We start from the raw sequence: 22448 nt of genomic DNA, 5'->3' as shown, positions 1-22448 counted from the left end.
GTGCGCGTCTGGTCCAAGCCCGCCCGGGCGGTGCTGGCGTTCGCCGGGGCGGGGCTGGGGGCCGGCACCCTGGCGTTCCTCGGCGTGCTGTTCCTGCAGGTGGCGCCGGAGAACTCGGTGTCCCGCGAGTACCGGGCGCAGCTGGACGCCGTCGCGTACCCGGAGTTCGAGCAGAACTGGCAGCTGTTCGCCCCCGACCCGCTGCAGCGCGAGGTCACCGTGGCGGCCCGGGTGCAGACCATCGCCGACGACGGCCGGATCACCACCCAGGACTGGCACCCGCTGACCGCCGGGGACTTCGCGGCGGTCCGGCACGACCCGGCGCCCAGCCACTTCGACCAGAACCTGCTGCGCCGCGCCTGGGACTTCTACACCGTCACCCACCCCGACGGCGACGGCCCGGCCGCCGCCGACTCGCGCGGCCGGCTCGCCGAGCAGTACCTGAAACGGATAGCCCTGCAGCGGATCGGCCCCGGCGGGGAACGGGTGCTGCAGGTGCAGCTGCGGGCGGACACCGCCACCATCGCCCCGCCGCCCTGGAGCCACGAGCAGGTCGACACCTCCGTGCACTCCCGCGAACTGCCCTGGTGGCCGGTGCGGGCCGAGGACTGGCGGGGCCTGGAGTGAGCCTCCTCGGCGCGATCCGGGCCGCCCTGCCGCGCCTGCTGACCACCCTCGCCCCGCACCAGGCGGCGGCGGTACGGATCGGCGTGGCCGGCACTTGGGGCGCCTACCTGCTGCGCGAGTGGCCGAACCGGCGGCTGCTGTACGGGGACCGCTCGCCGTGGTCGGCGGAGCTGAACGAGCGGCTGCTCGCCGACACCCACGCCTTCACGGTGCTCTCCTGGAGCGGCGGCCGCTGGTGGTTCGAGGCGGTGTACCTGCTGGCGCTGGTCTCGGCGGCGGCCCTCGCGCTCGGCTGGCGCACCCGGGCGAGCGCGGCGGCCTTCGCGCTGACCGTGCTGTCGCTGCAGAACCGCAACGCGCTGGTCGGCGACGGCGGCGACAACCTGGTCCACCTGCTGGCGATCTACCTGGTGTTCACCCGCTGCGGCACCGTCTGGTCGCTGGACGCCCGCCGCCGCGCCCGCCGGCCGGCCCCCGACCGGGCGGCCTGGGGCGAGCCGCGGGCGCTGGCCGACGCGCTGGCGGCGATGCTGCACAACTGCGCGATGCTGGTGATCGCCGCGCAGGTGGTGCTGGTGTACGCCACGGCCGGCTGGTACAAGGTGCAGGGCGCCCGCTGGCAGGACGGCACCGCCGTCCACTACCCGCTGCACCTGGGCTGGTTCACACCCTGGCCGGGCCTGTCGGCGCTGCTCGGCGGCAGCCTGCTGCTGACCTTCCTGCTGACGTACGGCACGGTGGTGGCGCAGGTGGGCTTCCCGTTCGCGCTGGCGAGCCGGCGGTTGAAGAACGTGCTGCTGGTGCTGATGGGCGCCGAACACCTGGCGATCGCGGTGCTGCTGGGGCTGCCGTTCTTCTCGCTGGCGATGCTGGCCGCCGACGCCGTGTTCTGGCCCACCGGGGCGCTGCTGACCGTGGAACGCGTGCTGACGGGCCGGTGGCGGAAAAGTCGCTAAGCTCCCGTTATGTCCTGGTTCAAGGCGCTGCGCGACACCGCGCGGACCGGGCTGACCGTGGACTTCTCGCTCACCAACCCGCGCCGGTCGCTGCGCGCCGCGGTCGCCGCCGCGCTGGTGATCTTCCCGACCATGGCGATCTACGGGCCCTCGCACGCCGCCTCCGCCGCGATGGGCGCGTTCATCGCCGGCGTCGCGACCTTCCAGCGCTCGTTCCGGCCGCGCGCCTCGCTGGCCCTGGTGGCGGGCGCCGGGCTGGGCGTGTCGACCTTCCTCGGCTACCTCGCGGTCGGCATCCCCGGCGCGTTCCCGGTGCTGCTGGCGCTGTGGGCGTTCGGCGCGGGCATGGCCTGGGCGGTCAGCCCGACCGCCGGCGTGGTCGCCGCCAACACGCTGTCCGTGATGCTGGTGGTGGTGCAGCTGCCCGTGTCGGCGTCCGCCGCGCTCGGCCACGCCGTGCTCTGTTCGGTCGGCGGCGGCGTGCAGGCGCTGGTGGTCACGCTGTGGCCGATCGACAGCTGGCGGGCGCAGCGCGACGCGCTCGCCGACATCTACGCCGGGCTCGGCGACTACGCCCGGAGCCTGCGGCAGGACCCGGTCGCGCACGTCGACCCGGAGCCGTTCATGGTCGCCCGGCAGGCGGCCCGGCTGTCCACCCGGCAGGCCCGCCGCCGTCCGGCCGAACTGCGCGGCCTGCGCACCATCGCGGAACGGATCCGGCCCACCCTGGCCGCGCTCGCCGACCCGCGGGTGGGCGCCGCCGAGGAGGGCCCCGAGCGGGACCGGGCCCGCGAGGTGCTGGCCGCCGCCGCCGGGGTGCTGGACGCGCTGGCCCGGGCGATCCGTACCGGCGACCCGGTGCGGCTGCCGATGGACACCCCCGGCCTGGCGCTGGCCCGCCCCGGCACCGGCGAGGACCTGCTGCGCGGCGGCGCCCGCCGCTCGGCGCGCCGGCTGTCCGGCCTGCTCGGCCGGGCCGCCGACCGCCTCGACCGGCAGGACCGCGCCACCGTCCCCAGCCCCGGCCGGGCCGGCCTGCGCCGCCCTTCGCTGGTCGAGGTGGTGCCCGGCGCGCTGGCCACCATCGGCCGGCAGCTGCACAAGCGTTCGGTGCTCCTCCACCACGCGCTCCGGATGTCCGCGGTGGTCACCTCCTCCTACCTGGCGGCCCGGCTGCTGGGCATCGAGCACGGCTACTGGGCGCCGATGGCCTCCGCCATGGTGATGCGCCCCGACTTCGCGCAGACCTTCAGCCGCGGCGTCGCCCGGATCGCCGGCACCGTCGCCGGAGTGCTGGTGTCCACCATCGTGGTGCAGGTGTTCCACCCCAACGACTGGGTGCTGGCCACGCTCGCCGTGATCTCGATGGGGCTCTCCTACATGATGCTGAGCACCGGGTACGCGCTGCTGACGGCCGCGATCTCCTCGTACGTGGTGTTCCTGCTCGGCCTGCAGCCCGGCCACCCGGTGCAGCTGGCCGTCGACCGGGTGGCGATGACGCTGCTGGGCGGCGCCGTCGCGCTCGGCGCGTACGCGCTGTTCCCGACCTGGCAGACCGCCCGGCTGCCGGAACGCCTGGCCGAGTGGCTGGCCGCCGCCGGGCGGTACGCGGCCGCCGTGTTCACCGCGTACGGAGACCCGGCGGGCGGGCACGCCGAGAAGGACGTGCGGCCCGCGCTGCTGGACGTCCGGGAGGCCCGCAGCGAGATGCTGTCCGCGCTGGACCGGGCCGAGGTGGAACCGGTGCGGCACTTCGCGCGGGCGCCGGAACTGAGCCGCAAACAGTTCGACCGGGCCCGCACGGCGGTCGGCATGCTGGACCGCTCCATCGTCCTGCTGGAGGCCCACCTGCCCACCGAGGACGCCCCGCCGCTGCCCGGCGCCGGCGCCTTCGGCGAGGAGCTGCGGGACGCCACCGCGATCGCCTCCGCCGCCGTCCTGCTCGGCGAGGACGTCGACTTCGCCGCGCTGCGCGAGGCCCACCGGACCTGGGACTACCTGCTGGCCCAGCTGCCCCGCGACGACCGGATCGACGTCACCCGGGCCGGGTCCCGGCTGGTCATGCAGGCGCTCACCGAGCTGGAGCGGTCGGTGCGGACGCGCCCGAAGCCCGCCCGCGGGGAGCCCGTACCCTCGAGGGCGTGAGCGACACCTCGGTGCCCCAGCTGGGCGAGCAGTACGACGAAGGACACCTCCCCGACGACCGGGAGATCGGCGTCGGACCGCACCCCGAACCGTGGCCCGACGACCCCCGGCTCGACCCCGAACTGCTCGCCGCCGGCGACCGCCGCAACGTCACCGACCAGTACCGGTACTGGCGGCACGAGGCGATCGTCGCCGACCTGGACACCCGGCGGCACGGCTTCCACGTCGCCGTCGAGAACTGGCAGCACGACTTCAACATCGGCTCCGTGGTGCGCACCGCCAACGCCTTCCTGGCGGGCGAGGTGCACATCGTCGGCCGGCGGCGCTGGAACCGGCGCGGGGCCATGGTCACCGACCGCTACCAGCACGTCCGGCACCACGACTCGGTGGCCTCGCTGGCCGCGTACGCCGCCGAACGGGGACTGCCGATCATCGGCATCGACAACCTGCCCGGCGCGGTGCCGCTGGAGACCTACCCGCTGCCCGAGCGCTGCGTGCTGCTGTTCGGCCAGGAGGGCCCCGGGCTGACCGCCGAGGCGTGGGAGCACTCGACGGCGGTCTGCTCGATCGCCCAGTTCGGCTCCACCCGGTCCATCAACGCCGGGGCGGCCGCGGCGATCGCCATGCACGCCTGGGTGCGGGCGCACGCCGGGCCGGCCTGAGTCAGCGGAACGGCGGCGGGGGCAGGGGCGACGGGGTGTTCGGGGCGTTCTGGGCGGGCGGTATGTCCTTGCCCGGGTAGCCGTCCGCCTCCGCGCCGCGCCAGCCCTGCGCGAGCTGGAACGCCTCGGTGGCCTTCCGGTCCGCCTCGCCCCAGTCCGGGCTCGGGCCCTCCCGGTAGAACCGGCCGCCGCCGCGCTCCACCAGCATCCGCCCCAGCCGGGCTATGGAGTCGTTCACCTTCCCGGGCCCGAACGCGTCCGTCCCCGGGAACGCGTCCCCGTCCGGTGCGGGCCTCGGCTGGCTCAGCCCCTTGTACCGGTACGGCAGGTAGTCGCCGGAGTCGCTCCAGTACGCGTACGGGGTGGAGCGCTTCGTGGTGGCCGGGCGGGTCTGCTCCAGCGCCGTGTACGTGGTGTGCGCCGGGTCGAGCCAGCCGCCGAACAGCACGGCGTGCGAGCCGTCCTGCGGGTCGTCCGGGTTGTTGCGGATCAGGATGTCGCCGGGCTGGAGGGCGTCCTTGGATATCCGGTCGGCGAAGTCGGGCAGCGTCCAGGTGGTCTGACTGCTGTCCAGGCCCCAGGCCATGGAGTATGAAGCCGGAGCAGTCCTGGCGGTAACCGTCCGACCAGTACGAGGACATGCTGTACGGCACCTTCTGGTCCACCGGCGGTCCGTGAGCGGATCGCCGAACAGGCCCCGCGACCTCGCCCTGCGGCGAGCCGGCGGTCTGCGGGCTGCTGTCGCCGGGCGGAGCGGCGGCGGCCGTCGACGCCACCGCCGCTCCGCCCAGCACACTGCCGACGGCGGCGAGCAGCACCGCCGCCCGCCGCGCCCCGGTGCCGCGGCCCGGCCGGGCGGCGGGCCGGCGGGCCCGGCGGCGGGCGGCGCAGTCGCCGCAGGCACAGGACTCGTCCGGCTCGACCTCGCTGAACTCGATCAGCACGGGAGGGACCTGCCTTTCCTCGGTGAGTGGGACTCACCTTTCACGGAGGCAGCGGCAGGGACCACCTGATGGGCGGTCGGGCGGGGCGGAACGGGTGAACTTCGGGGCGGTGGCGCGGCGTGGCTCCGGCGGTTGATGGCCGATCAGGCCGGGGCGGTCACTCCCATTGCCAGCGGATGCCCACCTGGCCGGGTTGCTGGTCGGCGGTGAGGACGTGGGCACTGGCGGAGGCGCCGATCCAGAGGGGTTCGCGGTGGCGGTCGGTCTCGGCGCCGGGGGTGCGGTCGAAGCGTTCGCACTGGACGGGGACGGCGGCGGGGTCGAAGTGGACCTGCAGGACGTACTCGCGCACGGGGTTGGCGAAGTACCGCCCGTAGTCGGTGGTGGGGCCGGAGTCGGGGATCCGCACCTCGTACTCGAGGATCGTGGAGTCGCCGAGGGCGAGCGGCCGGTCGAGGAGGAGTTCGGCGACCAGCAGGCCGCTGAGCGGGCGGCGGCGGACCCGGCCGAGGCGGGCGTGCCGGACGTTGGTGATCTCGGGGGTGTCGGTGCCCTCGTCGGCCTTGTGGACCACGACGTGCCGGGTGATGCCGTCCACGGTGGCGCGGACCACCTGACGCAGCCGCAGCAGGTAGCCGCGGCGGGAGGCGTCGACGTAGTAGGCGTCGTGGATGGACTGCCGCTCCAGCTGGCCGGTCGGCGGGGCGTCGAGTTCGGCGAACACCTCGGCGAGCTCGGGATGGCGGGGCCAGACCTGTTCGACCCGCAGGCCGTCGGGGGCCGGGCCCTGGGCGACCCAGCGGCCGCGCGGGCGGGGCGGACCGAGCAACGCGGTGAGCGCGGTGTGGCGCAGGCCGAGGAGCTCCTCCAGCAGGTGGACGGCGCGCAGCGAGGTGGCCCGTTCGGGCTGGCTGCGGCCGCGACGCCAGTAACTGAGCGTGGTGACGCTGACCCTGACGCCCTGTTTGGCCAGTGCGGCACGGATCCGGTCGAGGCTGAGGCCGCTGTGTTCGATGGCGGCGTTGAGGACTTCGGCGAAACCGCCCTGGGCGGCGACGGGTGCGGGCACGGGGGTGGTGGGGGCTGCGGCGGGTACGGCGGCAGTGGCCGGTGCGGCGGTCTGTACGGGATCGGATACGGGTGCGGTGCTGCTGCTGCGGACGGCGGCCGACGGGCCGGCCGGCGCGGCCGGTCCGGCCGGTGGCCGGTCACCGCCGTGTTCGCGCTGGCCGACCAGGCGGAGCCGGCCGGCGTGCTGTGGTTGCTGTGAGCCCATGCGACACCTTCCCCACCCGGCGGGTTCGGTGGGTTGCCCCGGCTCCGCGTTGCGTCGGAGGTGCGCCGCCGAGTGTGGGGGAACCCTAGCCAGGGTTGAGAGGCTACGTCATCAATCAGGACATATGACAGTGGTCACGACAAGTATTTCGCAGGCGGAGCGAACACGAAACACTCCTGACACACAGGTGCCGGGAGGGCCCGTGACAGGCCCCCCCGGCAACTCTGTTGAGGCGAGGTCAGGAAATGTTCAGTGCGGTGTCGTCGATGACGAAGCTGGTCTGCAGCGAGGCGTCCTCGACGCCGGTGAACTTCAGGGTGACGGTCTGTCCGGCGTAGGAGGACAGGTCGACGGTCTTCTGGACGTACCCGGTGTTCTTGTCGAGGTTGGAGTACGTGGCCACCGAGGCCCCGTTGGCCGACAGGGTGAGCTTGTCGTAGGCGCTGCTGCCGGTCTCGGCGGTGTCGACGTGCAGCCAGAAGCTGAAGCTCGCCCGGCAGCCGGCCGGGATCGCCACCGTCTGGGCGAGGGTGTCGGTGTGGGCCGCGCCGTAGCCGTTCAGCCAGGCCTTCCAGGAACCGCTGTGCGCGGCCTGCGAGGCGGAGTTGTCGACCACGCCGGTGGAGGTGGTCCACGGGGTGGCGGTGCCGGTCTCGAAGCCGGGGTTGCCGAGCAGCTGGGCGGCGGTGCAGCCGCCGGTGGGCGGCGGGGTGGTGCCGCCGGTGCCGAGCAGGGCGTTCGTCAGGCCGTCGGCGATCGGGGTGCCCCAGCCGGTGACCTGGTCGTAGCCGGCCTTGGCGGCGAAGTCCTGGTTGGAGCCGCTGGTGACGTCGTGCAGGGCGGTGCCGTAGGCGCTGCTGTTGGCGACCGCGTACAGCTTCGGGTTGACCTCGCCCAGGGCGGGCTTGGCGGCGGCCTTGGCCTTCTGGTTGTACAGCGCGGCGTAGCCGGACCACAGCGGGGCGGCCGCCGAGGTGCCGCCGTAGACCTGCCAGCCGGGGCTGCTGGTGCCCTGGGTGTAGATCGCGAAGCCGCTGGCCGGGTCGGCGTTGGAGGAGATGTCGGGCACGGTGCGCATGGTGCCGGTGACGTTGGTGCCGGTCTGCCAGGTCGGCTTGGCGAACTGGGTGGAGACGCCGCCGCCGGCGGTGCTCCAGGCGCTCTCCGAGCTGTAGGTGGTGCCGGAGACCTTCAGGTTGGTGCCGCCGACGCCGGTGTTGTACGGGCTGGAGGCGGGGAAGTCCACGGCCTTCACGGTGGAGCCCGAGGTGGAGCGGGTGCAGTCCCGGGAGCCGTCGTCGCCGGAGGCCGAGAAGATCGAGATGCCCTGGGCGGCGGCCTGCTTGAAGGAGTTGTTCACCGCCGTCATCGAGGAGGCGGTGGTGTCCGGCTCGCAGGAGCCCCAGGAGATCGAGATGACCGAGACCCGGTTGTCCGAGACGATCTTGGCGGCCATGTCGATCTCGCCCTGGTCGGTGTTGGGCGCCTCGTAGACCAGCTGGGTGGCCTTGGGGGCGACACCGCGGAGGATCTCCGAGTCCAGCTCGACCTCGCCCTGGCCGCCGCCGGGCGCCGCGTCGTAGTTCGCGCCGTCCACCGAGACGGTGCTGACCGCCGGGCCCGACAGGCCGTACTGGCTGTCGTAGGTGGTCAGGTTGGAGGACTTGTAGCCGTCGAACTCCCAGAGTGCCACGGTGCTGCCGGTGCCGTCCGCGCCCATCTGGTTCAGGCGGTACGCGCCGTCGTAGCCGGCCGGGCCGAAGCCGTTGGGGGTGGCGTGCGGGGTGGCCGCGTCGGGCTTGGCGATCCGGGAGGTGCGCACGGTGTGGTCGTTGAGGCCGCTGACGCCCTCGACCACGCCGGCCAGCGAGGCCGGCACCGAGGCGGCGGCGTCGTTGGCGAAGAAGCTCCGGTTGCCCTGTTGCGGGTCGCTGTAGGTCGACTCGTGGGTGCCGAACGCGGCGGCGACCGCCGAGGCCGAACCGGTGGCGTTGACCACCTGGCGGTTCGCGCTCACCGAGTCGACCTTCAGGCCCTGCGCGGTCAGGAACGCGCGCACCTGGTCCACGTCGGCCTGGGTCGGGCCGAAGCGCTCGTTGAACTGCGCGGGCGTCAGATAGTGCCCGAACTCCGCGGTGCCGGGAGTGGCCACCGCCGAGAGGAACCGGTCGAGTTCGGCGGTGTTGCGCAGCTTCAGCGCCACCGCCACGGATATCTTCCGGTCGGCCGGGACGTCTCCCTGCTTGTGGGAGCGCGCCACCGCCGGCGTGACGGTCTGCGGCAGCGCCACCCGGGCACTGGCGTTGGGCGTCGGCGCCGCCTGGGCGGTACCGACGCCCAGGCAGACGGCGGTGAGGGGCAGGACAGCCAGGGCTGCGGCAAGGGCCAGCGAGCGGGGTCGCACGGGTTCCTCCGGAAGTCTGGGGGCGTTCCGGTTTTCGAAAACGCTCGCCAGAATCTCTCAGAGAACTCCCAGGAACTGGCCCATGCCTGGGCAATTGCTTACTAAAGAACAGTCAACTGTGGAACGGCGGAAGGCTTTTGTGAATGAACAGAGTTCCGTCCGGGGAATTCAGTGAATAAGCATCAGGGGCGGCCCAGCCAGTGGCTGAGCGCGGCCCGCAGCTCGCCCCGGGTCGGATCGACACAGGCCCAGGCCGCGTAGCCGTCCGGACGGACCAGCAGCACCGTGTCGCGCAGCTTGCCGTGCGGGTCGGCGGGCGCGGCGGTGACCACCCGGTCGGACCACGAATCCGCCACCGACAGCTCGTCGTTGCTGATCAGCACGGCCTTCCCGGCGCGCAGCGCCTCGTGCAGCCGGGACGGGCCGCCGGGCACGTCCACCGCCAGGCGCAGGTCCGGGACGCGGCGGCCGGCCAGCGGGTGGGAGCCCTTCTCGGCGGGGTAGCTGTAGCCGATGCCGGAGATCTGCTTGGCGCCCAGCTCGGCCAGCGGGCCCAGCGCCCCGGCGGCCGCGCCGATCGCCGAGCGCAGCGCCCGGGTGGAGGCGTGCCGGCCGAGCGCCAGCCGCACCAGGGCGCCGGAGCTGCGCAGCACCGCCCGGCCGATCGGGTGCCGCTCGGTCTGGTAGGTGTCGAGCAGCGCGTCGGGGGCCCAGCCGCGGACGGCGGCGACCAGCTTCCAGCTCAGGTTGGCGGCGTCCTGCAGGCCGGTGTTCATGCCCTGGCCGCCGGCCGGGGAGTGGCAGTGCGCGGCGTCCCCCGCCAGGAACACCCGGCCGGAGCGGTAGCTGGTGGCCTGGCGCTCGTCGCTGTGGAAGCGGGAGGTCCAGCGGGGCTCGGACATGCCGAGGTCACGGCCCGTCACCTCGCGCAGCAGGTCGGCGAGTTCGGCGACCACCACCGGCTCGGAGTCGGGCACCTGGTGGTCGCGGTCCCAGCCGATCACCCGGTGCCAGCCGTCGCCGTACGAGGCCAGGAAGACGAAGCCGCGCTCGTGGGCGCAGGCCGTCAGCGGCTCCTCCGGCTCGTGCTCCAACTGGACGTCGGCCAGCATCACCGAGCGCACCACCGACTCGCCGGGGAACGGGATGCCCAGCAGGTCACGCACCGCCGAGTGCACGCCGTCCGCGCCGACCGCGTAGCGGGAACGCAGCCGCTGCTCGCCCTCGGCGGTGCGGACGGTCAGGGTGACGCCCTGCGCGTCCTGCCGCAGGCCGGTCAGCTCGGCGCCGCGGCGCAGCTCCGCGCCCGCCTTGACGGCCCGCTCGCGCAGCACCCGCTCGGTCCGGGACTGCGGGGTGACCAGGGTGAACGGGAACCGGGTGGGCAGCGTCGAGAAGTCCACCCGGACCTTGCCGAAGGCCTGCAGCGAGGGCAGCGTCCGGCCGGTGGCGATCAGTTCGTCGGCCAGGCCGCGGGCGTCCAGCATCTCCAGGGTGCGGGCGTGCACCGCGAACGCCCTGGTCAGACTGGACTCCTCGGCGCGCTTGTCGACCACGGTCACCCGCAGCCCGGCCGCGGCCAGATCGCCCGCCAGCAGCAGGCCGGTCGGGCCGGCCCCGACCACTACAACATCGGCGGTGAACTCCGTCTCGGACATCCGTCTCTCCCGTCGTCATCCCTCGTCGGCCGGTGCTCAACGGACCGGAGTCCCACGGCTTTCGGGTTCTCAGCGCGCTTTCAGACTGCCATCATCGCGGTCCCGTCCGGGGCTGTGAACCTCCTGACAGCCAACGGGCCCGGACGCCGTCGTGGTGGGACGGCTTCCGGGCCCGCTGGCTCTTGTGACGGTTACTTGCGGATCTCGACGGTGCGGAACCGGTTGGCGACGAACGCGGCGTCGCAGTACGCCGAGTTGGCGGCCGGGTTGGCGCCGGTGCCGTGCAGGTCGGAGAAGGCCGCGGTCTGGTTGACGTACACGCCGCCGGTGAGGTTGAGCGAGAGCGAGACGCCGGCGTCCAGGCAGGCGTCGATCAGGGCGGTCTCGACCTCGGGGTCGGTGGTGTACGCGCCGGCGGTCATCGCGCCGTGCTCGACCGTGGTGCGGTGCAGCAGTTCGACGGCTGCGGCGGTGGACTCCACGGCGACGGCGAACGCGATCGGGCCGAAGCACTCGGTCAGGAAGCGCGACAGGTCGTCCGGCTTGTCGGCGTCGGCCTTCACCAGGGCGGGCGTGCGGATGGTCGCGCCGGGGAACTCCGGCGAGGCCACCACCCGCGGCGCCAGGGCGAGTTCGCCGAGTTCGCCGCCGGCCGCGGCGGCGCTGCGCTGCAGCACCCCGGGGTTGACCACGGCGCCGAGGATGGCGGCGGCGCGGGCGTCGTCGCCGAGCAGGCCGTCGACGGCGGCGGCCAGGTCGGTCACCACCTGCTCGTAGCTGCGCTCGCCGTCCTCGGTGCGGATGCCGGTGCGCGGGATCAGCAGGTTCTGCGGGGTGGTGCACATCTGGCCGCTGTACAGGCTGACGGAGAACGCCAGGTTGTTCAGCATGCCGCGGTAGTCGTCGGTGGAGTCGACGACGACGGTGTTCACGCCGGCCTTCTCGGTGTACACCTGCGCCTGCCGGGCGTTGTTCTCCAGCCAGTCGCCGAAGCCGGTGGAGCCGGTGTAGTCGATCAGCTTCACCTCGGGGCGCACCGCCAGCACCTGGGCGATCGCGGAGCCCTCGTGCTCGGCGGCCAGGCAGACCAGGTTGGGGTCGAAGCCGGCCTCGGCGAGCACCTCGCGGGCGATCCGCACGGTCAGCGCCAGCGGCAGCACGGCCCGCGGGTGCGGCTTGACCAGCACGCCGTTGCCGGTGGCCAGCGAGGCGAACAGGCCCGGGTAGCCGTTCCAGGTGGGGAAGGTGTTGCAGCCGATCAGCAGCGCGGTGCCGCGCGGGACGGCGGTGAACTCCTTGGTCATCACCAGCGGGTCGCGCTTGCCCTGCGGCTTGGTCCACTGCGCGGAGCGCGGCAGCCGGGTCTGCTCGGCGTACGCGTACGCCACCGCCTCGACGCCGCGGTCCTGGGCGTGCGGGCCGCCGGCCTGGAAGGCCATGCCGTAGGCCTGGCCGGTGGTGTGCATCACGGCCTGCGCGAACTCGTGCGAGCGGGCGTTGATCCGGGCCAGGATCTCCAGGCAGACCGCGGCGCGGGCGGCCGGGCCGGCCTTCGCCCAGGCGGGGCGGGCGGCCTCCAGCGCGGCCAGCAGCGCGTCCGGCTCGGCGTGCGGGTAGGCGATGCCCATTTCGATGCCGTACGGGCTCGCCTCGCCAGTCACCGGCTCGCCGCCGTCGGGGTGGCCCGGCAGCTCGAACTCCCGTCCCAGCAGGGCGTCGAAGGCGGCCTTGCCGTCGGCGGCGGCGCTCTCGCCGTACGCCTTGGGGAACTCCGGGTACGGCGACCAGTAATCGCGGGACCCGGCCGCGGCTACTGCGCGGTCGAGGGTGTCCTGGTGGCGGGCGATCAGTTCGGCGACCGGCAGGGGGGTCGCAGCGGCCATGGTGCGCTCCTCACGGGGGCGGGGCGGGACACAGCTCAGCGTAACCGAACGATCGGTCGGTGCAAGAGGTTCTCGGCAGGGTCCGCCGCCCGCGCCGGATCGGGTCGCCGCCCGCGCCGGAGCGGTCCGGTACGGGCGGCGGCTCGGTCGGTTACGGAATGCCGAGCTGGAAGATGACGTAGCCGGCGAACCAGCCGGAGGACAGCGCGGCGACACCGAGCACGGTGGCCAGGTTGCGCAGCCGGACCCGGGCCAGGGCCACCGCGAGCGGGATCAGCAGCGGGAAGATCGGCAGCACGAAGCGCGACAGCGTGCCGAACATCTGCTGGCTGCCGAGCACCATCACGAGCGTGCCCAGCGTGTAGACCGTCAGCACCAGCGGCGGGCGCTTGGACAGCAGCGACACCAGCAGGATCGGCAGGGCGAGCAGCACCACGACCGCGATCAGGTCCTCGGTCGGGTAGGCGAACAGGTAGTTGGTTTCGCCGCGCAGCACGTTGGTGGCGGCCCGCAGGGTGTAGCGGCCCCAGTCGAAGAAGTGCAGCCAGCCGCCGCGCTGCAGGGTGATGTAGCCGTCCAGGTGACCCATCCGGTAGCCGACCCAGCCCAGGTAGCCCAGACAGCCGATCGGTGGCAGCACGATCGCGGTGAGCGGCCCCACCACGCCGTCGGAGCGCTTCCACAGGGCGATCGCGGCGGCCAGCGCCACACCGGCGATCAGCGGGACCGAACTCGGCCGGGCCAGGCCCGCCATGAACGTCACCACCGCGGCGCTCACCCAGTTGCGGTCGACGGCGAAGTAGCAGGCCCAGGCGGCCAGCGCCACGAACACCGACTCCGAGTAGACCGCCCACTCCACGCCGGAGCCCGGGAACGCCGCCCACAGGCCCGCCGCGATCACGCCCGCCCGGTGGCCGTACAGCCGCGACACCACGGCGAAGATGCCGGCCGCCGCGATGAACGAGGCGACGATCGACACCAGCATGCCGGCGCCGTACAGGCCGAGGCCGGTGTTCGACACCAGCCGGATCAGGCCCGGATACAGCGGGAAGAACGCGGCGGAATTCTGCTTGATGGTGAAGAAACCCTGCTCCGGAATCAGCTGCGGGTCGTAACCGAGCTGCGCGACCTTCTGGTACCAGAGGCCGTCCCAGGTACCGAGCACATCCCACGGGTGGGTGCCGCCGCCGAAACGCGGGTCGGTGGTCCGGTAGTGGCCGCTGGTTTCCAACAGCCACATGAAAGCGGCGAATCCGGCGAGTTTCACCGCGCCGAACAGGGCGAGCGCGGGCCCGAATCGCTGCGCGGTGCGGCGGAATCCGTAGCCCGCCCTGGGGTCGGCCGCCGGTTCGTCCGCCGTCTCCTGCGGTGCCCGGCCGTCGGCCTCGACCGGGGTCTCGTCCTCGGTCGTGATCCCGCTCTCGGCGGAGGTCGGTGGACGACCCGCCATCCCTTGCCGGACGACACCCACGGGCCGCCTCCATCCTGTGCCATTTCGGGCCGCCGGGGGCGGCGGTGCGGATAGTGTAAGGCTGCGTCAGACCTGGCCACAGGGCCTCGCGGACGGGTGCGTCGCCCCCGGATCGGCGGCGCCTGGGCCGCGGCCGAACCACCCCTGGTGGGGGCCGTACCAGCGCCGATCCGCGGCGTGGGCGACGGCTGCGAATCAATGCGGAGAATTCCCGCGGGAAACCCGGCACGTATTGGCAAATCCGACCGACTTGACCCGCTATTCCTGATCTTTTGGGCCGATATCGGACGGCCGGGAACCGCACCCCGGCTGACGGGACGGTGTGCGCGGCGCGATACTCGTTGCCATGGCCGAAAACCTCACGCGCGCCTCCTACACGGTCGAGTCGCTGCTCGCCGTCACGGTGCGGGTCTTCAACGAGCGCGGTTACGACGGCACCTCGATGGAGGACCTGTCCCGGGCCGCGGGGATCTCCAAGTCCTCGATCTACCACCACGTGCGCGGCAAGGAGGAGCTGCTGCGGCTGGCCGTCGGGCGGGCGCTGGACGCGCTGTTCGGCATCCTGGAGGAGCCGCGGGCGGTCGAGGGGCGGCCGGCCGGCCGGCTGGAGCACGTGGTGCGCCGCACCGCCGAGGTGCTGCTGGCCGAACTGCCGTACGTGACGCTGCTGTTGAGGGTCCGGGGGAACACCGTGACCGAGCAGTGGGCGCTGGAGCGGCGGCGCGACTTCGACCACCGGGTGGCCGAGCTGGTCCAGCAGGCCGTCGAGGCGGGCGAGCTGCGGGCCGATGTGGAGCCCCGGCTGGCGACCCGGCTGCTGTTCGGCATGATCAACTCGGTGGTGGAGTGGTACCGCCCCGGCCAGCGCGACTCGGAGGGTCTGCCGGACGCCGTCGTCCAGCTCGCCTTCGACGGGCTGCGGGCCCGCTGAGCTGCCTCAGGGCCCGTCGGTGGGGATGTGGTCGGCCTCCTCGAAGATCAGCATGGTGCGGGTGCTGAGCACCTGCGGGATCGACTGGATGCTGCCCAGCACGAGCTCGCGCAGCTCCCGGTTGTCGGCGGTGTGCACCAGCATCAGCACGTCGTAGTCACCGCCGACCAGCGCGATGTGCGCGACCCCGGGCAGCTGCAGCAGCTGCTCGCGCACGGTGCGCCAGGAGTTCTGGACGATCCGCAGGGTGACGTACGCGGACGCGGTCTGCCCGGCCCGCTCGTGGTCGACCCGGGCGGTGAAGCCGCGAATCACGCCGTCCTCGACCATCCTGGAGATCCGGGCATAGGCGTTCGCCCGGGACACGTGCACCCGCTCGGCGACCGAGCGGATCGAGGCGCGACCGTCCTGCCGCAGCAGCCGCAGGATCGACCGGTCGACACGGTCGAGTCTGGACACCTGTTCAGCCGACATGGCCCCCCACCCCTCGCGATTGGACGTGCTGGCCCCAGCAGACCGCCCTTTCGGCCGACTGTCCACCGTCTTGACGGGGATATGGTCAAGATGAACAGACGACCGAACAATCGGTAGGGAGCCCCCACCACCCCGGAGGTGCCCCACATGACCGTTCTGGACCATAGGGATCAGGCCGATCCGGGCGTCGTGCCCGGCTGGCTGCCCGGCGCCACCGCGCCCCGCACCGACCCCGCCCCGTTGCTGCCCGACGACGAACCGCTGCGCGTTCTCGGCACCCCCGCCGCCGACAAGGCCGACCCGGACCTGCTGCGCGAGCTGTACCGCCGGCTGGTCGCCGGCCGCCGCTACAACCAGCAGGCCACCACCCTCACCAAGCAGGGCCGGCTCGCCGTCTACCCGGCGTCCACCGGCCAGGAGGCCTGCCAGATAGCCGCCGCGCTCGCCCTGCGCGAGGACGACTGGCTGTTCCCCTCCTACCGCGACACCCTCGCCGTGGTCGCCCGCGGCGTCGACCCGCTGCAGGCGCTCACCCTGCTGCGCGGCAGCGCGCACACCGGCTACGACCCGCGCGCCACCCGCACCGCCCCGCTGTGCACCCCGCTGGCCACCCAGGTCCCGCACGCGGTCGGCCTCGCGCACGCCGCCCGACTGGCCGGCGACGACACCGTGGCGCTGGCCATGCTCGGCGACGGCGGCACCAGCGAGGGCGACTTCCACGAGGGCCTGAACTTCGCCGCCGTGCTGCACGCCCCCGTGGTGTTCCTGGTGCAGAACAACGGCTACGCCATCTCCGTCCCGCTGACCAGGCAGTCCGCCGCGCCGACCCTCGCCCACAAGGCCGTCGGCTACGGCATGCCCGGCCGGCTGGTGGACGGCAACGACGCCGCCGCCGTCCACCAGGTGCTCACCGAGGCCGTCGAACGGGCCCGCAGCGGCGGCGGCCCGACCCTGGTCGAGGCGCTCACCTACCGCGTCGAGGCGCACACCAACGCCGACGACGCCACCCGCTACCGGCAGTCCGATGAGGTCACCGCCTGGCAGGCGCACGACCCGATCCGGATGCTGGAGGACGCCCTGCGCGAGCGCGGCCTGCTGGACGAGGAACTGGTCACCGAGGCCGGCGAGGAGGCCGAGGCGATGGCCGCCTGGATGCGCGCCGAGTTCCATACCGACCCCGACCTCGACCCGATGTCCCTGTTCGCGCACGTCTACGCCGAACCCACCCAGCAGCTGCGCGAACAGGCCGCGCAACTGGCCGCCGAGCTGGCCGCGGAGGCCGAGGTGCACACCCGATGACCACTGCCACCCGCGAACAGTCCGGACTGCGCACCGGCACCATGGCGCAGGCCCTGAACACCGCACTGCGCGACGCGATGCGCGCCGACGCGTCGGTGCACGTGCTCGGCGAGGACGTCGGCGCCCTCGGCGGCGTCTTCCGGATCACCGACGGCCTGACCGCCGAATTCGGCGCCGACCGCTGCCTGGACACCCCGCTGGCCGAGGCCGGCATCCTCGGTACCGCCGTCGGCATGGCCATGTACGGGCTGCGCCCCGTGGTGGAGATGCAGTTCGACGCCTTCGCCTACCCCGCGATGGAGCAACTGGTCTCGCACGTCGCCAAGATGCGCAACCGCACCGCCGGAAAGCTGCCGCTGCCGATCACCGTCCGCATCCCGTACGGCGGCGGCATCGGCGGCGTCGAGCACCACAGCGACGCCTCCGAGGCGTACTACGCGCACACCCCCGGCCTGCACGTGGTCACTCCCGCCACCGTCGCCGACGCGTACGGGCTGCTGCGGGAGGCGATCGCCTCCGACGACCCCGTGGTGTTCCTGGAGCCCAAGCGGCTGTACTGGGGCAAGGCCGAGTGGGACCCGGCGGCCGGCGTGGAGCCGATCGGCAAGGCCGTGCTGCGCCGGCCTGGGACCTCTGCTGTGCTGGTCACCTACGGGCCGTCGCTGCCGGTCTGCCTGGAGGCCGCCGAGGCGGCGAAGGCCGAGGGCTGGGACCTCGCGGTGCTGGACCTGCGCTCGCTGGTGCCGTTCGACGAGGCCACCGCCTGCGAGGTGGTGCGCTCGCTCGGCCGGGCCGTGGTGGTGCACGAGGCGAGCGGCTTCGGCGGGGCCGGGGCGGAGATCGCCGCCCGGCTGACCGAGAAGTGCTTCCACCACCTGGCGGCGCCGGTGCTGCGGGTCACCGGGTTCGACATCCCGTACCCGCCGCCGATGCTGGAGCACCACCACCTGCCCGGGGTGGACCGGATCCTGGACGCCGTCGCCCGGCTCCAATGGGAGGAGTGATGGCGATGCCGGTGGTCCGCGAGTTCACGCTGCCCGACCTCGGTGAGGGACTCACCGGGGCCGAGGTGGTGCGCTGGATGGTCGAGGTCGGCGAGGTGATCGCCGTCGACCAGCCGGTGGTGGAGGTGGAGACCGCCAAGGCGGTGGTCGAGGTGCCCTGCCCGTACGGCGGGGTGGTCACCGCCCGGTTCGGCGAGGTCGGGCAGGAGGTGCCGGTAGGCGCGCCGCTGGTCACGGTGGCCGTCGCCCCCGGGCACGTGCCCGAGGACGAGGAGCCCGCGCCCGAGGCGGAGCGCCCGCTGGTGGGCTACGGGGTGGCCGAGACCCGCCGGGCCGGCCGCCGCCGGGTCGCGCCGGGCGGCGGCGCCGTCGAGGCGCCCGCGCTGCCGGTCGCGCCGGTTGCCGTGGCTGCGCCCCCCGAGGCGAAGGCCCCCGCCGTGGCGGCGGCTCCCGCCGTGCTGGCGGTGATCTCGCCGCTGGTGCGCCGGATCGCCCGCGAGCACGGGCTCGACCTGACGAAGGTGCCCGGCAGCGGACCGGACGGGCTGATCACCCGGCGGGACGTCGAGCGGGCGATCGACGGCACCGCGCCGGTTGCCGAGACGGTGGCGGTTCCACGGGGAACGGACGAGGACGAGCTGGTCCCGCTGCGCGGGCTGCGCCGCACCGTCGCCGAGAAGCTGACCCGCAGCCACCGGGAGATCCCGGCGGCGACCTGCTGGGTGGACGCCGACGCGACCGAACTGATGGCACTGCGAAGCCAGTTGAACCAGGTGCCGGGCCCGAAGGTGAGCGTGCTGGCGCTGCTGGCGCGGATCTGCCTGGCCGGTCTGGAACGCTTCCCGGAGCTCAACTCCAGCGTCGAGGGCGAGGCCGTCCGCCGGCACCGCGCCGTCCACCTGGGCTTCGCCGCGCAGGGGCAGCGCGGACTGGTGGTGCCGGTGGTGCGGGACGCCCAACTACTGGGCACCGAACGGCTGTCGGTCGAACTCGCCCGGCTCACCGAGGCGGCCCGGGACGGGTCGCTGGGCCCGGCCGAGCTGACCGGCGGGACGTTCACGCTGAACAACTACGGCGTGTTCGGGGTGGACGGCTCCACGCCGATCCTCAACCACCCGGAGGCGGCGATGCTCGGGGTGGGCCGGATCACGCCCAAACCCTGGGTGCACGAAGGCCAGTTGGCGGTCCGTCAGGTCACCCAGCTGTCGTTCACCTTCGACCACCGGGTCTGCGACGGGGGCACCGCGGGCGGGTTCCTGCGGTTCGTCGCGGACTGTGTGGAGCGCCCGGGGATGCTGCTGCGGGGCCTGTGAGCCCGCCCTGGGTGCGGCTGGTTCGTACCGGCCGCACCTGGGGCTGTCCGGCCGGGGGAAGGGTAGCGGGTGGACCCGTCGGATGTCCGGAATTTGCCGGATTCGACGGATCTGGTGTGCGGACGGTGACACTGTGCTGGCGGCGTCAGCAGACCGTCGACCGGAAGCGGAACGATTCCCTTGGCTACTCGTCAGCTCGAACTCGGCAGTAGGCCGCTCACCCCGGTGCCGGCCGTCCCGGCGAAGCCCACCTGGCCGCCGACGGTGCCCGCGCCGGCCGTGCCCGCGCCGACCGTGCCCGTGCCACCGGCGCCGGCCCGGCCCGCGCCCGTCGAGTCGCTGTTCGTGCCGGCCGCGCCGCTCAACTGGGTGGGCCCGGGCGACCGTTGGACCCGGGCGTGGGGCGTGCCGGCGGCCCGGCCGCAGCCGGTGGTGGCGGTGGAGCGGACGGCCGGGGCGGTGCAACCGCCGGACCCGGCGGAGCTGGCGCTGGTCCGGGCGGTGCTGGCGGCGGTGCAGCCGGTCGCGGACCGGGCGATGGCGCACTTCCACGCGCTGATGTTCCTGCGCCACCCGGAGCTGCGGGCGATGTTCCCGGCCGCCATGGACGAGCAGCGCGACCTGCTGTTCCGGGCGCTGCGGCAGTGCGCCCGGGACGCCGACGACCCGGCGGCGCTGCGCGGGTACCTCGTCCCGCTGGGGCGCCGGCACCGCACGTACGGTGCGCTGCCCGGGCACTACGCCGCGGCCGAGGAGTGCCTGGTGCAGGCGCTGGCCCGGTACGGCGGCGATGCCTGGGACGAGCGGGCCGAGGCGGCCTGGCGGCGGCTGCTGGCGCTGGTGTCGCGGCTGCTGGTCGAGGGGCTGGAGGAGCAGGCGCGGTCCGCCCCGCCGTGGTGGCAGGCCGAGGTGGTGGGGCAGCGGCAGGCGGCGGAGGACGTCGCGGTGCTGACGCTCCGGCCGGACCAGCCGTACCCGTTCCGGGCCGGGCAGTACGCGCCGGTGGAGACGCCGTGGTGGCCGCGGGTGTGGCGGCCGTACTCGTTCGGTTCGGCGCCGCGGGCGGACGGGCTGCTGACGCTGCACGTGCGGGCGGTGCCGGCGGGCTGGGTGAGCAACGCGCTGGTGCACCGGGCGCGGCCGGGCGACGTGCTGCGGCTGGGCCCGGCGGAGGGCGGCATGACGGTGGACCACGCGGCGGGGGAGAACCTGCTCTGCGTGGGCGGCGGCACCGGGATCGGGCCGATCGGCGCGCTGGTGGAGGAGGTCGCCGCGCACGGGGCGGCGGGCCGTCGGGTGGAGGTGTTCTACGGGGCGCGCCGGGAGTCCGGGCTGTACCGGCTCGCCGAGCTGCGTCAACTCGCCTTGCAGCACAGCTGGTTGACGGTCCGCCCGGTGTTGTCGGAGGGAGCCGGACCGACCCTGCCGGAGGTGGTGGCCCAGCACGCCCCGTGGCCCGGCTACGCGGCGTACCTGAGCGGCCCGGCGGCGATGGTGCGCGGCGGGGCGGCGGCGCTGCGGCGCTGCGGGCTGCCGGCCGGGGCCGTCCGGCACGACCCGGTGGGGGAGCAGGCCTGAGCGTCAGCCGAGGTCGTCGGCGAGCAGGGCGCGGACGCCCTCGATGTTGGCGGCGAGGTAGGCGCGCAGGCTGGGAGGGACCAGGTTGACCGAGGTGACGCCCTCGCGGGTGAACGGCACCCGGACGATCTCGTACTCGCCGTTGGGCTGCTCCACCTCGGGGCCGTGCCGGCGGGCCGGGTCGGAGTCGGTGAGCCGGCAGACGAAGAAGTGCTGCACCTTGACGCCGTGCGGGTGGGCGGGGGTGCCGTCGTCGTGGTGGGAGTGCGCGACGGTGTCGACGAAGGCGGGCACCACATCGGTGATCTTCCCGCCGAGTTCCTCGTCCACCTCGCGGTGCAGGGCGGCGACCACCGTCGGGTCGCCGGGCTCGACGCCGCCGCCGGGAGTGATCCAGTACGGGTGCGGGGAGCCGGGGCGGACCCGGCGGATCAGCACCAGTGAGGCGGGCGCGTGCGGGGCGGCCGGATCGAACTCCAGCAGGATCGCGCGGGCGGTGCGCTTGACGACAGGACGGACCGGGCCCGACATGGCTGTTACCTCCGGGGCACGAGCGTTGTGCGGGAGTCTCCCGCACACCGGTGGCCGCGAAACTCGCACACGGGACCGAATCGGTGGATTTCGTTCCGCCCGGCTCGACCACCTCGCCCGGCACCGGCCCGCCGCGTTGTTCACCATTTGAAAAAGCACGCCTTGTCCACATCGCCGCCAAACCTGGACGATGAGGTCCGAACGGGGAATTGGGGACAGAGAACCGACAGAGAACCGACAGCGAACCGACAGAAGCCCGACCCCACCGCTCGACCCTCGGCGTACCGGGCGGGCAGAACGAGAGGTACTGGCGCATGCACAGCACGGTCCAAGCCCACATGGCGATGCGCCTCGTGGTGTCGAGCGAGCTCTCCTTCCGGATCCTGGCCGACCTGGAGTACGACGGCGGCGACCCGTTCGCCGTCCGCTGCACCTTCCACCTGCCCGGCGACGAGCCGGTCACCTGGGTTTTCGCGCGCGAACTGCTGGTCGACGGGCTCAGCCGGGCCAGCGGCGAGGGCGACGTCCACATCCACCCCGTCGGCGAGGACCTCGCCGAGGCCGCCCTGGTGCTGCGCTCCCCCGAAGGCGACGCCCGGATGCACGCCGACGCCGCGCCCCTGCTGGCCTTCCTCGCCCGCACCGACCTGGTGGTGCCGATCGGCCAGGAGACGGCCGGCGGCGACCTCGACCAGGAGCTCACCGGCATCCTGTCCACCACCGGGCACGAGAACGCGGGCTGAGTGCTCGCGGCGGAGCTGAGACCGCAGCGCGGTACGGGAGTTGAGCCCGCAGCGCGGTTTGTGATCATGCTTTGAGATGACCGGCCGTCGTGCAGCAACGGGGCGCTGTCCGGTGGCCGGTCAGCCGCTCTTCCGCGGCGAGCTCAGTCGTCGTCGCCGAAGGCCAGGTGCAGGCCCCAGGAGACCAGGCTGATGATCAGCGAGCCGAGCAGCGCCGCCCAGAAGCCCTTCACGTGGAAGTCCAGGTGCAGCTGGTCCGACGCCCAGGACGTCAGCCAGAGCATCAGGGCGTTGATCACGAAGGTGACCAGGCCCAGCGTGAGGATGAACAGCGGCAGCGAGAACAGCTTCACCAGCGGCTTGATCGCGAAGTTCACCACACCGAAGATCAGCGCCACCGCGAGCACGGTGACCGTCTTGTGCTGCCAGTCGCCCCCCGCGAGCGTGATCCCGTTGACGATCCAGGCGGCAATCCAGATCGCCACCGCGTTGATGAGCGTTTTGATCACGAAATTCTTCATGCTGCGGATGGTGACAGCCCGCCCGGCC

General features: G+C 73.4%; 19 protein-coding genes. 10 read left to right on the top strand and 9 right to left on the bottom strand.

Features of this window, described 5'->3' with window-relative positions; genetic code table 11:
- The 4 genes from ACFYST_RS05855 to ACFYST_RS05840 are packed head-to-tail and all read left to right on the top strand — an operon-like array spanning window position 1 to window position 4390.
- Complete coding sequence (locus ACFYST_RS05855; RefSeq protein ID WP_387640117.1) at window positions 1-627, top strand: DUF5819 family protein; 627 nt, start codon at window positions 1-3, stop codon at window positions 625-627.
- Window positions 624-1583: an HTTM domain-containing protein gene (locus ACFYST_RS05850; RefSeq protein ID WP_387860262.1), complete on the top strand. Its 960-nt coding sequence runs from the start codon at window positions 624-626 to the stop codon at window positions 1581-1583. Before ACFYST_RS05855 ends, ACFYST_RS05850 begins: the two co-directional genes overlap by 4 nt.
- 9 nt (window positions 1584-1592) lie before the next feature.
- Window positions 1593-3728: an FUSC family protein gene (locus ACFYST_RS05845; RefSeq protein ID WP_387860260.1), complete on the top strand. Its 2136-nt coding sequence runs from the start codon at window positions 1593-1595 to the stop codon at window positions 3726-3728.
- Window positions 3725-4390, top strand: a complete 666-nt coding sequence (locus ACFYST_RS05840) for a TrmH family RNA methyltransferase (RefSeq protein ID WP_387860257.1) — start codon at window positions 3725-3727, stop codon at window positions 4388-4390. Before ACFYST_RS05845 ends, ACFYST_RS05840 begins: the two co-directional genes overlap by 4 nt.
- Window position 4391: 1 nt before the next feature.
- Here ACFYST_RS05840 and ACFYST_RS05835 read toward each other — a convergent pair whose 3' ends face one another.
- The 6 genes from ACFYST_RS05835 to ACFYST_RS05810 form a co-directional block, all read right to left on the bottom strand.
- Window positions 4392-4976, bottom strand: coding sequence for a peptidoglycan-binding protein (locus ACFYST_RS05835; protein ID WP_387860256.1), 585 nt, complete (start codon window positions 4974-4976; stop codon window positions 4392-4394).
- Window positions 4977-5491: 515 nt separating this feature from the next.
- Window positions 5492-6610 (bottom strand): XRE family transcriptional regulator, encoded by a 1119-nt coding sequence (locus ACFYST_RS05830; protein WP_387860253.1) that lies wholly within the window; start codon window positions 6608-6610, stop codon window positions 5492-5494.
- 238 nt (window positions 6611-6848) lie between these two features.
- On the bottom strand, window positions 6849-9014 hold the full coding sequence (locus ACFYST_RS05825) for a protease pro-enzyme activation domain-containing protein (RefSeq protein ID WP_387860250.1): 2166 nt from the start codon (window positions 9012-9014) through the stop codon (window positions 6849-6851).
- 182 nt (window positions 9015-9196) lie between these two features.
- On the bottom strand, window positions 9197-10672 hold the full coding sequence (locus ACFYST_RS05820) for an FAD-dependent monooxygenase (protein ID WP_387640134.1): 1476 nt from the start codon (window positions 10670-10672) through the stop codon (window positions 9197-9199).
- Between the two features lie 191 nt (window positions 10673-10863).
- Window positions 10864-12555, bottom strand: a complete 1692-nt coding sequence (paaN, locus tag ACFYST_RS05815; RefSeq protein ID WP_387860247.1) for a phenylacetic acid degradation protein PaaN — start codon at window positions 12553-12555, stop codon at window positions 10864-10866.
- A 151-nt stretch (window positions 12556-12706) separates the two neighbouring features.
- Window positions 12707-14005 (bottom strand): hypothetical protein, encoded by a 1299-nt coding sequence (locus tag ACFYST_RS05810; RefSeq protein WP_387860245.1) that lies wholly within the window; start codon window positions 14003-14005, stop codon window positions 12707-12709.
- A 367-nt stretch (window positions 14006-14372) separates the two neighbouring features.
- Here ACFYST_RS05810 and ACFYST_RS05805 point away from each other — a divergent pair, with 367 nt between their 5' ends.
- On the top strand, window positions 14373-14957 hold the full coding sequence (locus ACFYST_RS05805; protein WP_387860243.1) for a TetR/AcrR family transcriptional regulator: 585 nt from the start codon (window positions 14373-14375) through the stop codon (window positions 14955-14957).
- A 6-nt stretch (window positions 14958-14963) separates the two neighbouring features.
- Here the strand turns inward: ACFYST_RS05805 and ACFYST_RS05800 are convergent, their stop codons facing one another.
- Window positions 14964-15431, bottom strand: coding sequence for an Lrp/AsnC family transcriptional regulator (locus tag ACFYST_RS05800; RefSeq protein WP_387640144.1), 468 nt, complete (start codon window positions 15429-15431; stop codon window positions 14964-14966).
- A 147-nt stretch (window positions 15432-15578) separates the two neighbouring features.
- Between ACFYST_RS05800 and pdhA the strand changes: the two genes are divergently transcribed.
- From pdhA to ACFYST_RS05780, 4 genes are all read left to right on the top strand, one after another.
- Entirely contained in the window at window positions 15579-16730 is a 1152-nt protein-coding gene (gene pdhA / locus ACFYST_RS05795; protein ID WP_387860240.1) for a pyruvate dehydrogenase (acetyl-transferring) E1 component subunit alpha, read from the top strand.
- The gene (locus tag ACFYST_RS05790; protein WP_387640150.1) at window positions 16727-17734 is read left to right on the top strand and encodes an alpha-ketoacid dehydrogenase subunit beta; all 1008 of its coding nucleotides are present in this window, start codon (window positions 16727-16729) and stop codon (window positions 17732-17734) included. The genes pdhA and ACFYST_RS05790 overlap by 4 nt, the downstream gene beginning before the upstream one ends.
- 5 nt (window positions 17735-17739) lie before the next feature.
- A complete protein-coding gene (locus tag ACFYST_RS05785) occupies window positions 17740-19047 on the top strand; it encodes a dihydrolipoamide acetyltransferase family protein (RefSeq protein WP_387861093.1) in 1308 nt (435 codons plus the stop codon).
- A gap of 180 nt (window positions 19048-19227) precedes the next feature.
- Window positions 19228-20625 (top strand): globin domain-containing protein, encoded by a 1398-nt coding sequence (locus tag ACFYST_RS05780; protein ID WP_387860237.1) that lies wholly within the window; start codon window positions 19228-19230, stop codon window positions 20623-20625.
- Window positions 20626-20628: 3 nt separating this feature from the next.
- On the opposite strand, the gene ACFYST_RS05775 is transcribed toward ACFYST_RS05780, so the two are convergent.
- Window positions 20629-21156 (bottom strand): NUDIX domain-containing protein, encoded by a 528-nt coding sequence (locus tag ACFYST_RS05775; protein WP_387640156.1) that lies wholly within the window; start codon window positions 21154-21156, stop codon window positions 20629-20631.
- Between the two features lie 314 nt (window positions 21157-21470).
- Between ACFYST_RS05775 and ACFYST_RS05770 the strand changes: the two genes are divergently transcribed.
- Complete coding sequence (locus ACFYST_RS05770; protein ID WP_387640159.1) at window positions 21471-21899, top strand: SsgA family sporulation/cell division regulator; 429 nt, start codon at window positions 21471-21473, stop codon at window positions 21897-21899.
- Window positions 21900-22042: 143 nt separating this feature from the next.
- On the opposite strand, the gene ACFYST_RS05765 is transcribed toward ACFYST_RS05770, so the two are convergent.
- Window positions 22043-22420: a phage holin family protein gene (locus tag ACFYST_RS05765; protein WP_387640162.1), complete on the bottom strand. Its 378-nt coding sequence runs from the start codon at window positions 22418-22420 to the stop codon at window positions 22043-22045.
- Window positions 22421-22448: the final 28 nt, after the last annotated feature.

This window comes from Kitasatospora sp. NPDC004614 (assembly GCF_042873675.1).
Lineage (GTDB): Bacteria > Actinomycetota > Actinomycetes > Streptomycetales > Streptomycetaceae > Kitasatospora.
The sequence above is the reverse complement of the archived record's forward strand: the minus strand, read 5'-3'. Positions and strand labels throughout refer to the sequence as shown.